This window comes from Brevibacterium sp. 'Marine' (genome assembly GCF_012844365.1).
Classification (GTDB): Bacteria; Actinomycetota; Actinomycetes; order Actinomycetales; family Brevibacteriaceae; genus Brevibacterium.
In genome coordinates this window covers 754,889-769,010 of the sequence record NZ_CP051626.1, presented here as the reverse complement: position 1 = coordinate 769,010, position 14,122 = coordinate 754,889, and the positions used below count along the sequence as shown (strand labels likewise).

14 protein-coding genes are annotated in these 14,122 nt (G+C 66.9%); 8 read left to right on the top strand and 6 right to left on the bottom strand.

Annotated elements, in window-relative coordinates; genetic code table 11:
- Positions 1-10: 10 nt before the first annotated feature.
- From HF684_RS03320 to HF684_RS03305, 4 genes are all read right to left on the bottom strand, one after another.
- Entirely contained in the window at positions 11-928 is a 918-nt protein-coding gene (locus HF684_RS03320) for a hypothetical protein (protein ID WP_248279096.1), read from the bottom strand.
- Positions 925-2,004, bottom strand: a complete 1,080-nt coding sequence (locus HF684_RS03315) for a glycosyltransferase family 2 protein (protein ID WP_248279095.1) — start codon at positions 2,002-2,004, stop codon at positions 925-927. The genes HF684_RS03320 and HF684_RS03315 overlap by 4 nt, the downstream gene beginning before the upstream one ends.
- Positions 2,005-2,067: 63 nt before the next feature.
- Entirely contained in the window at positions 2,068-3,222 is a 1,155-nt protein-coding gene (locus HF684_RS03310; RefSeq protein ID WP_169251339.1) for an acyl-CoA dehydrogenase family protein, read from the bottom strand.
- Positions 3,223-3,360: 138 nt separating this feature from the next.
- Positions 3,361-4,215 (bottom strand): CoA transferase, encoded by an 855-nt coding sequence (locus HF684_RS03305; protein ID WP_169251338.1) that lies wholly within the window; start codon positions 4,213-4,215, stop codon positions 3,361-3,363.
- A gap of 151 nt (positions 4,216-4,366) precedes the next feature.
- Here HF684_RS03305 and HF684_RS03300 point away from each other — a divergent pair, with 151 nt between their 5' ends.
- From HF684_RS03300 to HF684_RS03280, 5 genes are all read left to right on the top strand, one after another.
- Positions 4,367-5,005, top strand: a complete 639-nt coding sequence (locus tag HF684_RS03300) for a TetR/AcrR family transcriptional regulator (protein ID WP_248279094.1) — start codon at positions 4,367-4,369, stop codon at positions 5,003-5,005.
- Between the two features lie 227 nt (positions 5,006-5,232).
- The gene (locus HF684_RS03295) at positions 5,233-6,921 is read left to right on the top strand and encodes a sodium:solute symporter (RefSeq protein WP_169251337.1); all 1,689 of its coding nucleotides are present in this window, start codon (positions 5,233-5,235) and stop codon (positions 6,919-6,921) included.
- 10 nt (positions 6,922-6,931) lie between these two features.
- Complete coding sequence (locus HF684_RS03290) at positions 6,932-7,849, top strand: dihydrodipicolinate synthase family protein (RefSeq protein WP_169251336.1); 918 nt, start codon at positions 6,932-6,934, stop codon at positions 7,847-7,849.
- Positions 7,846-9,033, top strand: coding sequence for an ROK family protein (locus HF684_RS03285; protein WP_169251335.1), 1,188 nt, complete (start codon positions 7,846-7,848; stop codon positions 9,031-9,033). The genes HF684_RS03290 and HF684_RS03285 overlap by 4 nt, the downstream gene beginning before the upstream one ends.
- On the top strand, positions 9,033-9,719 hold the full coding sequence (locus HF684_RS03280; protein WP_169251334.1) for an N-acetylmannosamine-6-phosphate 2-epimerase: 687 nt from the start codon (positions 9,033-9,035) through the stop codon (positions 9,717-9,719). Before HF684_RS03285 ends, HF684_RS03280 begins: the two co-directional genes overlap by 1 nt.
- A gap of 6 nt (positions 9,720-9,725) precedes the next feature.
- Here the strand turns inward: HF684_RS03280 and nagB are convergent, their stop codons facing one another.
- Positions 9,726-10,508 carry a glucosamine-6-phosphate deaminase gene (gene nagB / locus HF684_RS03275; RefSeq protein WP_169251333.1) on the bottom strand — a complete coding sequence of 261 codons (783 nt, stop codon included), beginning with the start codon at positions 10,506-10,508 and terminating at the stop codon, positions 9,726-9,728.
- Between the two features lie 25 nt (positions 10,509-10,533).
- Positions 10,534-11,232, bottom strand: a complete 699-nt coding sequence (locus tag HF684_RS03270; protein WP_169251332.1) for a GntR family transcriptional regulator — start codon at positions 11,230-11,232, stop codon at positions 10,534-10,536.
- A 189-nt stretch (positions 11,233-11,421) separates the two neighbouring features.
- Between HF684_RS03270 and HF684_RS03265 the strand changes: the two genes are divergently transcribed.
- From HF684_RS03265 to HF684_RS03255, 3 genes are all read left to right on the top strand, one after another.
- On the top strand, positions 11,422-12,663 hold the full coding sequence (locus HF684_RS03265) for an SPFH domain-containing protein (RefSeq protein ID WP_248279093.1): 1,242 nt from the start codon (positions 11,422-11,424) through the stop codon (positions 12,661-12,663).
- A 341-nt stretch (positions 12,664-13,004) separates the two neighbouring features.
- On the top strand, positions 13,005-13,484 hold the full coding sequence (locus HF684_RS18915) for a MarR family transcriptional regulator (RefSeq protein ID WP_169251331.1): 480 nt from the start codon (positions 13,005-13,007) through the stop codon (positions 13,482-13,484).
- Positions 13,485-13,612: 128 nt separating this feature from the next.
- Positions 13,613-14,035, top strand: a complete 423-nt coding sequence (locus HF684_RS03255; protein ID WP_039209212.1) for an organic hydroperoxide resistance protein — start codon at positions 13,613-13,615, stop codon at positions 14,033-14,035.
- The last annotated feature ends 87 nt before the right edge of the window (positions 14,036-14,122 follow it).

Genomic DNA, 14,122 nt, shown 5'->3' with positions numbered 1-14,122 from the left:
CGTCTCCTTTTTAGTCGGTCTTCACTTCGGACGGCAGAACCGTGTACGGGTTCTCACTCAGCGCGCCGGTGACTCCGGCGTCTGCGAGCTTCTCGAGCTGCTTCTCGTCCTTGACGTCGGTGGCCCAGACGGCCAGGTCCACTCCGGTCCATTTCTCGGCGACATCGGCCTCGACAGCCAGGGCCGTGTATCCGCTACCGGAAAGCGACTCGTTCCGTGTCGCCGTCACGTCCCCGGTGAACATGGCGCCGACGCCGGCATCGGCGGCGGCACGGGCCACCTCGGGGTCATCGGTGCGCACGAGCGTCGAATCCTCGAGCCCCGCCTCGGTGATGGTCTTCAATGCGGGGGTGGCCACCTCGTCGGAGTCGATGGCGGGCATGAACACGGTGTCCCCGCCGAACTCGTCGACGATCTGATCCCAGGTGATGGGCTCGCCCGGGCTCGTGTCCTTGCGGGCCGGTTTGATGGTCTGGTCGAGGAATTCGTCCGAGTCGAGCTCGTCAAGGCTCTTCTTCAGGCCCATGTCCTCGGCGGCGGTCTCCGGGTTCGCGGCCACGATCGTGCCGTCGCCCAACGCGGTGAGCGTGGGTGCGGGCAGGTAGCCGAACTTCACGTTCTCGGTGAAGGCGAGCTTCGAGTTCGCCGGGTATACCGAGGATCCGCCGTCGAGGGCGCCCACGGCCGGCGGGTTGAGCGAATCGACGGTCAGCTGGTCGTCGGAGCCGAAGAAGTTCATCGCGAACACGCCCGCGACGAGGAGGACGACGATGATTCCGGCCCACAGGGGTGCGTTGAATTTCTTCGGCTCGGGACGATCGGGCACGGGAATCCGCTCGCGGGATTCGGGATCGACGCTCGGCAGCGGATCAGTGGTGCCGCGGCCATAGCGGTCCCGGTGTGCCCGGCTCGACTTCTTCTTGCTCATCGGCTGCTGTCCTTCGTCGATCCGGCCCCGGTGACGAGTCCCCGGAGGAACCCGGCACCCCAGCACAGGTGCATGGTCGGCAGGACGATGCCGAACCAGAACCGCTCACGTCGTCCGCAGTCCTTCGCCGCCGAGGCGGTGGCCAGGATTCCGGAGATGTAGCCGAAGCTCGGCACGTGGATGAGCGAAGTGAACCGACGGAGGAACTTCGGCCACCGCTTCGTCGTGCCCGTCAGTTGGAGCAGGGTCTCGATCACGGCCGCGCTCATGCCGAGCACGAGCAGCGGCGGGGCGAAGTAGCGCAGCGAGTTCTGCGATCCGTAGCGGCGGATGAGTTCGGCCCGCCAGATTCCGGTGGCCCAGAACTGCTGCGCGATCTTCGCCCAGGTGCCGCGCGGCCAATAGGTGACTTCCATGTCGGGGTTGAACCAGATGCGGCCGCCCGCGGTGCGGATGCGCAGGTTGAGCTCCCAGTCCTGACCGCGTTTGATGCCTTCGTCGAACCCGCCGAGGTGGTCGAACACTTCCCGACGATAGACGCCGAGGTAGGCCGATTCGGCTTCCTGCGCCTCGTCGCCGGAGTGGTACGCGGGGCCGCCGAGGCCGACCGGGGACATATAGGCCCGCGCCACGGCTTTCTGGAAGGAGGTTGTGCCACGGGCGAGCATGAGCCCGCCGCAGTTCGCGGCCTTCGTCGCGCGCAGAGTGTCGATGGCCTGCTTGGTGTAGTCGGGCCTAAGTCCGGAGTGCGCGTCGACGCGGATGATCACGGGGTGCCGGGTCGCGGCGATGGCGAGGTTGAGCCCGATCGGGGTCGCGGCCTGCGGATTGTCGACCGTCTGGATCCGTGAGTCGCGCGCGGCCATCGATGCGATGATGGCATTCGTATCGTCGGTCGAGGGACCGAGAGCGAGCACGATCTCTTTGTCGCCGGCATACTCCTGCGCGAGGATCGTGGTGATCGCCTGCTCGATGTGCTCGGCCTCGTTGAGGACCGGCATGATGAAGGAGACACCGGACTTCTCGTTAAGCGGCGGAAGGCCCTCCGGGGTCAGGATCTCAAGTACTTTCGACACGCTGTCAATCTTCCCATACCCGCACGCACCCGGTCTTGAGGGGGCATACAGGTGGGGCCCGGCTCACAGACCCCGAGCGATGAGCTCCTTCATGATTTCGTTCGTGCCGCCGTAGATCTTCTGCACCCGGGAATCGGCGTAGAGGCGAGCAATCGGGTATTCGACCATGTATCCGTAGCCGCCGAATACCTGCAGGCAGCGGTCGACGACCCGGTTCTGAGCATCCGTGGCCCAGTACTTTCCGGCCGACGCCTGCTCCGTCGTCAGCGTTCCCCTGATGTGTTCGCTGGTGAGATGGTCGATGAAGGTGCGGACGGACAATGCCTCGGTGGCACATTCGGCGAGGACGAACTTCGTGTTCTGGAAACCGAGGATGGGCCTGCCGAAGGCCTCCCGCTCCTTCGCATAGGCGACGGTCTCCCGGACGGCGAATTCCGCGGTCGCGGCACCGCCGACGGCGATCGCCAACCGTTCCTGAGGCAGCTGCTGCATGAGTTGGATGAACCCGCGGCCCTCGACTCCGCCGAGGACGTTCTCGGCCGGGACGCGCATGTCCTCGAAGAACAGCTCCCGCGTGTCCTGTCCATGCAGTCCGACCTTCTCCAGCACACGTCCGCGGGAGAACCCCGGCAGATCATTCACCTCGGCCACGATGAGCGAAACCCCCTTCGCACCGGGCTCGTCGCTCGTGCGGGCCACGATGATGACGAGGTCGGCGTGGGACCCGTTGGTGATGAAGGTCTTGGCGCCGTTGATGACGTATTCGTCGCCGTCGCGCACCGCCCGGGTCGTGATGTTCTGCAGGTCCGAGCCGGTGCCCGGTTCGGTCATCGCGATCGCCGAGACGAGCTCGCCGGTGGCCATGCGGGGCAGCCACCTGCGCTTCTGCTCTTCGGTGCCGAAGGCATTGATGTAGTGGGCGTTGATCGTCGAGTGGACGCTGTTGCCCCAGGCGGTGTCGCCGACGAACCCCTGTTCCTGCAGGAGCACCGCCTCGTGGGCGAAGGTGCCGCCACCGCCGCCGTATTCTTCTGGGATCGAGATGCACAGCAGACCGGCGTCGCCGGCCCGGGTCCACGTTTCGCGATCGACCTGTTTCTGTTCGGCGAAGCGGGCTTCGTGCGGCACGATCTCCTTGGCGAAGAATCCGCGTGCCAGATCACGCAGGTCGTCGGTCTCCTGGGTTTCCCAGGTGCCGCGGTATCCGTCGAGAATCATTTTTCGTCTCCTGAGATTGATGGTTGAGCTGGTGTCAGCGGGTTGAGCGGGGGTGCGGGGTCCTTGAGTGGGACTTTCGTGTGGCGTGGGGATGCGCGAGTGGGGCTTGTGCGTCCGGGTCACCTCGGCGAGGGGCGATCACACGAGGGCGACCGGCTCGATCGGCAGTTCGTGTTCCGCGGCGAAGGCGACCCAGTGCGCCGTCGGCTCGGCTGCGAAGACCCGCTCGAGCTCTTCGTGCTCCGACCCGAGGAGAGACCCCAGCGCCTTCGCGAAGTGCGGTTCGAGACACGCCACGGCAACGTGCCCGTCGGCCGTGGGATAGGTGCGGTAGACCGGCAGACCCCCGCCGAGGTGGCCTCCCGGTGTGCTCATTCCGTGCCGCGCCGGCCCTGCCGCCCATTCGGCCGCCTCATCGAGGACGACCCGCCGGACGACTCCGCCGGTGCGCTGACCGGCGTCTTGACCGGCATCGCGTCGGGCCTCGAGTGCACGCAGCCCCGCCAGGGCCTGGAGTGCGGCGTGCTCCCCGCCGAGGACATCGGCGACGGGCACCGTGGGCATGGTTCCGGGCAGGAGGGTGGAGTGAGCGGCCTGGTAGGTGAGGTCGTGACCGGGGACGTCGGCACGGTCGCCGGCGAATCCGACGATCTCGACGTGGACCAGTCCGTACTCGTCGACGAGTTCCGGCAGGCCGAGCGCCGCTGCCGCGCGCGGACGCATCGAGGTGAGCAGCAGATCGGCCTCGGCCAGAAGTGCTTTGAGCTGTTCCGCTCCCGCTCCGTCCTTGAGGTCGATGGTGCGGATCTCCTGCCCGGCGGTGAGCTCCTGGTAGTAGTCGGGGTACAGCAGGTTGAGGGGATCGCCGACGGGCGGCTCGACCTTGATCACCCGGGCGCCGATCGAGTGCAGGCGTGCGGCCGCCAATGGTCCGGGAAGATTGACGGCAAGCGAGATCACCGTGATTCCGGCGAGCGGTTGAGGGGCAGTCATTCTTGGGGCCTCCGGTCGAGTCGACTACTCACTTTTGAACAAACATATAGGATGTTGAAAGACCGTTCAATGCCGCGGAGGGAATCCGCCCCGCGAAGCCGGCAGTATGCGCCGACCTGAGACAATGACGGCGGACGACAGAGGTGAGGACATGAGCGTGCCGATGAATGTGGACAACGGAACCAGCAGCGCCGACGCCGGCGGCCCCTCGGGGTCCGACCTCACCAGCCGGGCCCGCATCCGCAATGCGGGGCTCCACCAGTTCGCGACGACCGGCTTCGCCGGCACACCCCTGCGCGCCATCGCCTCCGAAGCCGGAGTGGCCATCGGTCTGATCTCGCATCATTTCGGCTCGAAGGACGGTCTCCGAGAAGCCGTCGAGGGCTGGGTCGTCGACCAATTCGCCGCAGCGATCACCGGTGCCGATACCGCCGCTGCGAACTCCGTCGCAGATACGGCCGCTCGCGATGCCGCGGTGGCCCGGATGCTCGAGAACAATCCGCTCATCGTCGGCTATCTGCGTCGCGAACTCCTCGAAGACTCCGCCGATCGCACTCTCATCACTCGCCTGGCCCGGCTCTCGCTGCAGAGCGTCGACTCGATGCGCTCGGGCGGCGTCGCCTCCACGGACAGGGATCGCGTCGATCAGGTCGTCACCGTCATGGTCCGCCAGCTGGGCAGACTGTTCCTTCAGCCGCTCGTCGATCAGGTCGTCGACTCATTTCCCACTGATGAGCGCCCGGCTGCCAAGCCGGAGCTGACGATCACCGTACGCACACCGCAGGACTGACCGAGCTCAACTGCACCCGCCCTCATCTGACCCAGCTCAGCTGCACCCGCCTCACCTGCGCGGATATCATGCCCTCTGCCCTCCGGGTTGTGCCGTGTCGCACATTCCCGTACATTCACAACATAGGACATCATACGTCTTACGTGTCGGTCCTAAATGTCAGATGGGGCTTCCGCTCGCACTCACGCCCGCGCCGGCCCTCTACATCATCCACGTGAGGAGGGAGCATGGACGCTCCGGGACTCGGCGGCCTCAACTGGGCCGTGATCATCATCTACCTCTTGGCCACTCTCGGCATCGCGGTCTGGTTCACCCGCCGGGCAGGCAGAGGCAAGGACGCCTTCTTCAAGGCCGAAGGGCGGATCCCGGCTTGGGCGGCGGGCTTCTCCATCTACGCGACGACGCTGTCGGCGATCACCTACATGTCCACGCCCGAGCAGGCGTTCCTCGCCGATTGGTCCTATGCGGCCGGCAACATCGCGATCTTCGCGATCGTCCCGCTGCTCGTGATCTTCTACATCCCGTTCTTCCGCAAGCTCGACGTCACCACGGCGTACGAGTACCTCGAGGAGCGCTTCGGCCCGAGCATCCGCGTGCTCGGCTCGGTTCTCTTCGTCCTCTTCCACATCGGCCGCGTCGCCATCGTCATCTATCTGCCGACGCTGGCCATCAGCTCGGTCACCGACATCAACCCGGCCGTCGTCGCCGGAGCCGTCGGCGTGCTCTCGGTCGTCTACACCTTCCTCGGCGGCATCGAGGGTGTCATCTGGTCCGATGTCGTCCAGGGCATCATCCTCCTCGTCGGTGCCGCGGTCATCCTCGTCTTCGGCATCATGGCCATCGACGGCGGGCTCGGCACGGTCGCCGCCGACGCTGCGGCCGATGACAAGTTCATCTCCGCCGACAACTGGAAGTTCGGCGGAGCGGCAGCGGCCATCCCGATCGTCTTCCTCGGTTCGGTCTTCAACAACCTGCACCAGTACACGGCCAGCCAGGACGTCGTCCAGCGCTACCAGACCACGGACTCGCCGAAGTCGACGGCGCGTTCGCTCATCGTCAACGGCTTCCTCGCCCTGCTGACGATCCCGCTGTTCTACGGCATCGGCACCGTCCTCTTCAGCTTCTACCGGCACGCGGAGTCGCTGCCGGAGGGCTTCAACACCTCGGCGCTCGTGCCGTACTTCGCGGTCACCGCGCTGCCGGCCGGCATCTCGGGTCTGCTCATCGCCGCGATCTTCGCCGCTGCGCAGTCGACGATCTCGTCGAGCCTCAACTCGATCTCGGCCTGCGTGACCGTCGACATCCGCGACCGCTTCTTCCCGTCGAAGGACGGAGCGCCTCGCACCGGGGTCGGCTTCTCCCGCGCCGTCATCGTCATCGTCGGCGCCCTGTCCGTCGGCGTCGCGCTCTACCTCTCGGCGACCGATCAGGCCCAGACCTGGGACCTGTTCCTGTCGATCACCGGGCTCTTCGGCGTCCCGCTGGCCGGCGTCTTCGCCCTCGGGATCTTCACGAAGCGGGCGAACACCTCGGGCGTGCTGGCAGGTCTCCTGCTCGGTGCCGCACTGGCCTGGATCGTCCAGGACACGGCCGGGCTCTCGCCGTTTGCCGTCTCCACCGTCGCATTCATCGGCGCCATGGTCTTCGGCTACCTCATCTCCCTGCTCACCGGGACGATGCAGCGCGGCCGCAGCGACCACGATGTGCTGCCGCTGACGATCTTCGGCAAGCGCTCGGCCTACACTCGCCGAGTCCCCACCGAACCCGCTCGGGCGGTCGCCGCATCCGCGGCCTCCTCCCGTGCGGTCTCCGCGGCCGCCTCCCCCGCGGTCTCCGCCGACTCAGCCCCGACGATCGGATCGGATCCGACCGAGCCCGGGGCCGCCTCGGCGAGCAATGACAAGAACGACAAGTAAGGACACGACCATGACTGACTTCCACGGCATCATCCCCCCGCTGCTGACCCCGCGCACGGCGCACGGCGAGATCGACCGGGCGGGGCTGGCCGCCCTCGTCGACCACCTCGTGGCCGGCGGAGTGCACGGAATCTTCGTGCTCGGGTCCTCCGGTGAGGTCCCGTACCTGACGAACGCCGAACGTGACCTCGTGCTCGAAACCGCGCTCGAGGCCGCCGCCGGCCGGGTGCCCGTGCTCGTGGGCATCAGCGAGCAGACGACCACCCGGGTTCTCGACGAGGCCGACCGTCTGCTGGCCATCGGCGGTGACGCCGCCGTCGTGACCACGCCGTTCTATGCCCTGTCCGACGCCGCCGAGGTGGAGCGCCACCTGCGCGCCGTCGCCGCCCATATCAGCGTGCCCGTCTTCGCCTACGACGTGCCGGTGCGCACGCATATGAAGATGCCGCTCGACGTCCTCGTCCGCCTCGCCGAGGAGGGTGTGATCGCCGGAGTCAAGGATTCCTCCGGTGATGACGTCGGATTCCGCCGTCTGCTGCTGGCGACGAAGCACCTGACCGATTTCGCCGTGTTCACCGGCCACGAGGTCGTCACCGACGGTGCGATGCTCGGCGGGGCGGCGGGCATCGTCCCCGGCCTCGGCAATGTCGACCCCGCCGGATACGTGCGCATCTATGATGCGGCGAAGGCCGGCGACTGGCGGGCAGCGGCTGCCGAACAGGACCGTGTGGCAGCCCTGTTCGACATCACCGGGGCAGCCACCCCGGGTCGCGTCTCCGCGGGTGCGGCGGGGCTCGGCGGGTTCAAGACCGCACTGCAGCTCATGGGCGTCATCGACTCGAACCGGATGGCCGAGCCGATGGAGGCGCTCAACGCCGACGAGGCCGAGCGCGTCCGCCAGATCGTCAGCACCGCAGGACTGCTGTGACACCGCCCGCCACCGTCGCCGTCGATGTCGGAGGCACGAAGATCCGTGCCGGCTCCGTCATCGACGGCAATCTGGCGCACGTGCGCAGCGTCCCGACGCCTGCGACCGCAGGTGCCCAGGCCGTTCTCGACACCATCGCCGAGGTGGCCGCCGCCGTCATCGCCGAGACGTCGGGTGCGCGTGGCGCCGAGACCGGCGGTCATGGCAGTGCCGCGACTGCCGGTCGTGGCAGTGCCGGATTCGGCGGTCTTGTCGGGGGCGGGGACGGCTCGGGTTCCGACTTCGTGTGGCGGATCGGCATCGGCGCGGCCGGGGTCATCGACCCGTCGAGCGGTCTCGTCGTCTCCGCGACGGAGTCCCTGCCCGGATGGGCCGGAACGGACCTGGTCGCTGAACTCTCCGCGCGCACCGGCCTTCCCGTGCGCGTCGTCAACGATGTGCACGCCCATGCCCTCGGCGAGGCCGCCGCCGGAGCCTCCCGCGGTGCTCGAAGCTGCCTGCTCGTCGCGGCGGGCACCGGAATCGGCGGCGGGTTCATCGCCGACGGGCATCTGCTCACGGGCCGGAATTCCGCAGCCGGTCATATCGGTCATGTGCCCGTCGCAGCTGCGGCCGGTCTGGGCTGCCCGTGCAGCGGCACCGGCCATGTCGAGGCCATTGCTTCGGGTCCGGCTGTTCTCGAAACCTACCGGCGCCTGGCCTCTGGCTCTGGCGAGCGCGTTCCCGGGCCGGCGGAGCCTGCGGCACACGAACATTCCCACAATCAGGAATCGGCGAATCCGTCCAGCTCCTCCTCGGGGCCAAATTTAGGATCCGATCATGATGCGGCGGCCGCCTCGGCGAACTCAGCATCCGTCCCGGCCAACACCCGAGAATTGGCGGCGGCCGCCTCGGCGGGGGATGCTCTAGCAATCCGCGCCTTCGACATCGGGGCACGTGCCCTCGGATCGGCACTCGGCGGGATCGTCAATGTCCTCTCCCCCGAGGTCGTCGTCATCGGCGGCGGACTCGCCGAGATGGACGGCATCTGGTGGGGACCCCTCCGGGAGGCCTTCGCCGCGGACCTCATCCCCGCCGCCTCCGGAACTCAGCTCGTGAAGGCAGAATTGGGACAGGATGCCGCGCTCATCGGCGCCGCCGGCCTGTGGAATGACGACTGCGGCCAGAAGAAGGAGACTCACTGATGCTGTCGAAGACCGAGATCCTCGAGGCATTGCAGGGGCGGCTCATCGTCTCCGCGCAGGCCTATCCCGGCGAGCCGATGCGCGATCCGAGAACGATGGCGCAGGTGGCGGCCTCGGCGGTCAGCGGAGGAGCGGCGGCCGTGCGGGTGCAGGGGCTCGGCGACATCCAGGCGACCCGCTCGGCCGTCGAGGTCCCGATCATCGGCCTGTGGAAGGACGGCAAGGACGGGGTCGTCATCACTCCGACCTTCCAGCACGCCTATGCGGTGGCTCTGGCCGGATCCCACATCGTCGCCCTCGACGGGACACGGCGTGAACGACCCGACGGGCTGAGCCTGGCCGAGACCGTCGAACGCCTCCATGAGCAGACGAACGCCCTGGTCATGGCCGATTGCGGCAGCCTTGACGATGCGAAGGCCGCGGTCGAGGCCGGAGCCGACATCATCGGCACGACCCTGGCCGGCTACACCGGCGAACGGGCGAAGACCGAGGGTCCCGATCTCGGACTCATCAGCGCCCTCCGACGTGCGGAACTGCCCGCGCTGCTCGTCGCCGAGGGCCGCATCCACACCCCGCTGCATGCCGCCGCCGCGGTCGAAGCCGGCGCCGACTCCGTGGTCGTGGGCACCGCGATCACGCATCCGACGACGATCACCTCATGGTTCACCGAGGCGGTCGAGGGCTGAGTTCGCTCAGAGGCTCTGCCAATCCGGTTTGTTCTCGTACGCGTGACGGTAGTAGTCGCCGAGCTGCAGCCGCGACGCCGCCGCATCATCGAGCATGACCGTGACATGCGGGTGCATCTGCAGCACGGTCGCCGGCCACATCGCGGAGATCGGCCCCTCGACCATCTGATGCACGGCCTCGGCCTTGTTGCCGCCGGTCGCGACGAGCACGAGGTGTTTGGCCTCCATGATCGTGCCCAGCCCCTGGGTCAGGCACAGCTTCGGCACCTGCTCGACGTCGCCGTCGAAGAACCGCGCATTGTCGAGCCGGGTCTGGTGCGTCAGGGACTTCACTCGCGTCCTTGAGGCCAGGGATGATCCGGGTTCGTTGAACGCGATGTGACCGTCGCTGCCGATCCCGAGGATCTGCAGGTCGATCCCGCCCGCCTCGGCGATCTTGTGTTCATAGTCCGCCGAGGCGGCCGCCAGGTCATCGGCCGACCCTTCCGGACCGTGGACGGCCCCCTCGGCGAAGTCGACGCGCGTGGCGATCTCGGTGTCGATGACGTTGCGATAGCGCTGCGGATGGTCGTCGGCGATGCCGACGTATTCGTCGAGCATGAATGCCTGCGCGTGGGCGAAGGACAGCCCTTCGTTCTTGTGGCGGGTGGTCAGCTCATCGTAGATGCGCAGCGGGCTCGATCCGGTGGCCAGCCCGATGACCGGGGCGGCTTCGGTGCGCAGCAGCCGCTCGATCGCGTCGGCGGCGAGTTCCGCCAGCGTGTATTCGTCGGCGATGACGACTTCCATGTGGTCTCCTTCGTCGTTCAGTCAATCACTTCTGCTCGAGGGCGCGCATGATCGGCTCATAGTGGGCGGTGATCGCGGCGCGGAAAGCCGCGGCATCGCCGGATTCCGCCGCTTCGAGCATGAGGCCGTGGGCCTGCGCGGTCTGCTCGAGGTCGGCGGCCACGGCGACATTGAGTTTGGGCAGGACGGCCGTGTGCACATCCCAGAACGCTGCGACGAGTTGGCCGACGAGCGAGTTGCCGAGTTTCGCGAGCAGCCCCGTGTGGAAGGCGCGATCCTGCTGCGGGAAGGTCTTGCCGGCGGCGGCGAGCGCGGTCATCTCATCGACGAGGGAGTGCAGCTCCGGGTTCGAGGTTCCGCGCAGTGCGTCGACGATCTGCTCGGACATTCCGTGGTCGAGGGCCTTGCGCACCTCGACGACATCACGCAGGGCGTCGAGGTCGTCACCGGGGCTGAGCACGCCGCGGAAGACGAGGGCTTCGACAAGGGCATCGAGCGTCATCTCGCCGACGTAGGTGCCGTGGCCGTGGCGGACATCGACGATGTCGAGGGTCGAGAGTTTGCGGATGGCTTCCCTGACGTTCGACCGCGAGACGCCGAGGCGGGTGCACAGTTCGCCTTCGGTCGGCAGCAGGTCTCCGGGGCGCAGACCGTCAGAGAGGATGAGATCCTTGATCCTGTCGGACGTCGTCACTTTCCGTCCGGTCTCTGTCGTCTCCGCCATGATCACCTTCTGCTGGTCGTTCCACGCTGAGCCTCCAGTATACGTCTGACATCAGATGTATCGGTGATGAGTTCCCTCCTCGAGACGAGAGCCAGCGTCCTTGTCATATACGCGGCGCTCGATGACTACTAGAGTGATAGGAGTCAGCGGTCGTCGCACGGCCGACAACCACGACCCATTGGAGGAGTCATGAGTGGAGTGGCGGTCACCATCGCCGTTGTCATCATCATCCTCGTCGTCGCCGTCCTGCTGTTCGGGAAGCTGCGCACGAGCGTGTTCTTCACGGTGAAGACGCAGGAGAACGTCATCGTCGAAAGATTCGGCAAGTTCAAGAAGGTCGCGCGGCCGGGACTGAACACGAAGGTGCCGTTCATCGAGACGACGAGCAGGCCGATCTCGCTGCGCGTCCAGCAGCTCGAGGTCAACATCGAGTCGAAGACGAAGGACAATGTCTTCGTCACCGTTCCCGTCGCGGTCCAGTACGTCGTCGAAGAGGACAACGTCGCCGATGCCTATTACCGGCTGGCGAATTCGGAGGAGCAGATCCGCTCCTATGTCTTCGACACCGTCCGTTCGGCGCTGTCGGGACTGACGCTCGACACCGCGTTCGAGTCGAAGGACGACATCGCGGAGAACGTCGAGCGCCGACTGTCGGAGTCGATGAAGCGCTACGGCTTCAAGATCGTGAGCACTCTGGTCACGGACATCACCCCTGATCCGCGCGTGCGGGATTCGATGAACTCGATCAACGCCGCGCAGCGTGACAAGGTCGCCGCGCAGTCGCTGGCCGAGGCCGACAAGATCAAGCGCGTGACTCAGGCACAGGCCGAATCGGAGGCGATGCGCCTGCACGGTGAAGGCGTGGCCGCTCAGCGGAAGGCGATCGCCAACGGCATCGCCGAACAGTACGCACTGCTGCAGGAGGTGGGCATCCACAAGACGGCCGAGCAGCTGCTGATGATGACCCAGTACTTCGACACGATGCAGAACGTCGCGCAGGAGGGCCGGTCGAACGTGCTGTTCATGCCGTCGAACCCGGGCGGCCTGGGCGAGATGGGCCAGGAGATCCGCAACGCCCTGTTCGCCGCCAATGCCGCCGACGAAGGCTCGCATCTGCCCGCTCCGCAGGGCCGCGATGATGCGGGCGATGATTCCAGGCGCAGCTCCGGCAGCGCAGCCGGCAGTACGAACGTCCCGCCGCAGCCGACGACTCCCCCGGCAGATCGGTCCGGGCAGTATGCCGGCGGACAGGGCCAGGGCGGCTCTGGACAGGGAGTGGGCGGACAGGGCCAACCGGGGCAGGGCCAGCCGGGGCAGGGCCAAGGTCAGCACGGTCAGCAGGGACACACGGATCCGCGCTCCGCGGCCCAGTCGGCCGTTCGCGCCGCCGCCGAGCAGTGGCGCAACCGCCGAGGCGGCAACCAGGGCTGAGCCGGCAACACTGAACCGGCCGGCAGAGCTGAGCCGGCAGCGCTGGGCCGGCAGAGTTGAGCTGGCAGACACCGCTCAGCGCACACCGCCGAGGGGCGGGTGAAGAGAGATCTTCACCCGCCCCTCATCCGTATACGCACCTCCAGTGCTCCACTTGGTAACTCCTCCACCGGCGGGGTCCTCCCCATAGGAACTCGCCGCCACCTGGGAACTTCTCTTCCTAGAAACTCGCCGCCTCCTGGGATTTCGACGCCGCCCGCGAACTGACTGACTCCTGGGAACTCGCCGCCTCCCGGAATTATTAGTTGTGCACAATTGAATTGTGTGCAATCATTTTTCCCATGAACGCGCTCGATCTCGACCGGCAGCTCTGCTTCGCTCTCTATTCGGCGTCACGAGCGATGACCGCGTCGTACAAAGATCTGCTTGCCGAACTCGGCATCACTTATCCGCAGTATCTGGTGATGCTCGTGCTGTGGGAAGAGGGTTCCGACGACGATGGTGTGACGGTCAAGCGCCTCGGCGAGCGTCTGCAGCTCGACTCGGGCACGCTCTCCCCTCTGCTGTCACGACTCGAATCGCTCGGCTTCGTCGCCCGCCATCGTTCCGCCGAGGATTCGCGCAGAGTTCTCGTCCGCGCCACTGCCGAGGGCGCGGCGGCTAAAGCACGCGCCGAATGCGTTCCCGCCCGGATCGGTGAGCGCACGAATCTCGACCCAGCGTCGATGCCCGAGCTGCTGAAGACCCTGCGCACGCTGACGAGGAACCTGCGCGCGGAACCGGCGCCCGTCGAGTCCCCCGACCCCCTGCCGCACCATTGAACTCACACCGCACCGCTGACCCCGCACTGCACCGCTGACCCCACATTTCACCACCGACCCCACTGATCACCGCCGATCCCACTGATCACCACTGATCCGACAATGCACCACCAACGGAAGGAAACATCATGAAGGCTCTCTACACAGCAGAAGCACTGGCCACAGGCGAAGGCCGCGACGGCCACGGACGCACGAGCGACGGAAAGGTCGATGTCGATCTCGCGACTCCGACCGAGATGGGCGGCAGCGGCAACGGCACGAATCCCGAACAGCTCTTCGCCGTCGGCTACGCGGCCTGCTATCACTCAGCGCTGCGCCTCGTGGCCGGTCAGGCCAAGGCGAACGTCGACGATTCCACGGTCGGCTCACGCGTCAGCATCGGCAAGGACAATGAGGGCGGGTTCCAGCTCGCCGTCGAACTCGAGGTCACTCTCCCGCACCTCGACAAGGCCGAGGCCCAGGCGCTGGCCGACAAGGCCCACAAGGTGTGCCCGTACTCCAACGCCACCCGCGGCAACATCGACGTCACCATCACCGTCACCGACGACTGAGCGGCAACGCGGCTGCCAGGAGTCGGCGGCAGCCCTCCGGCGGCTGACCGGCTCCGGCGCGCCGGCGCGGGCCAGAACCTCCGGCCG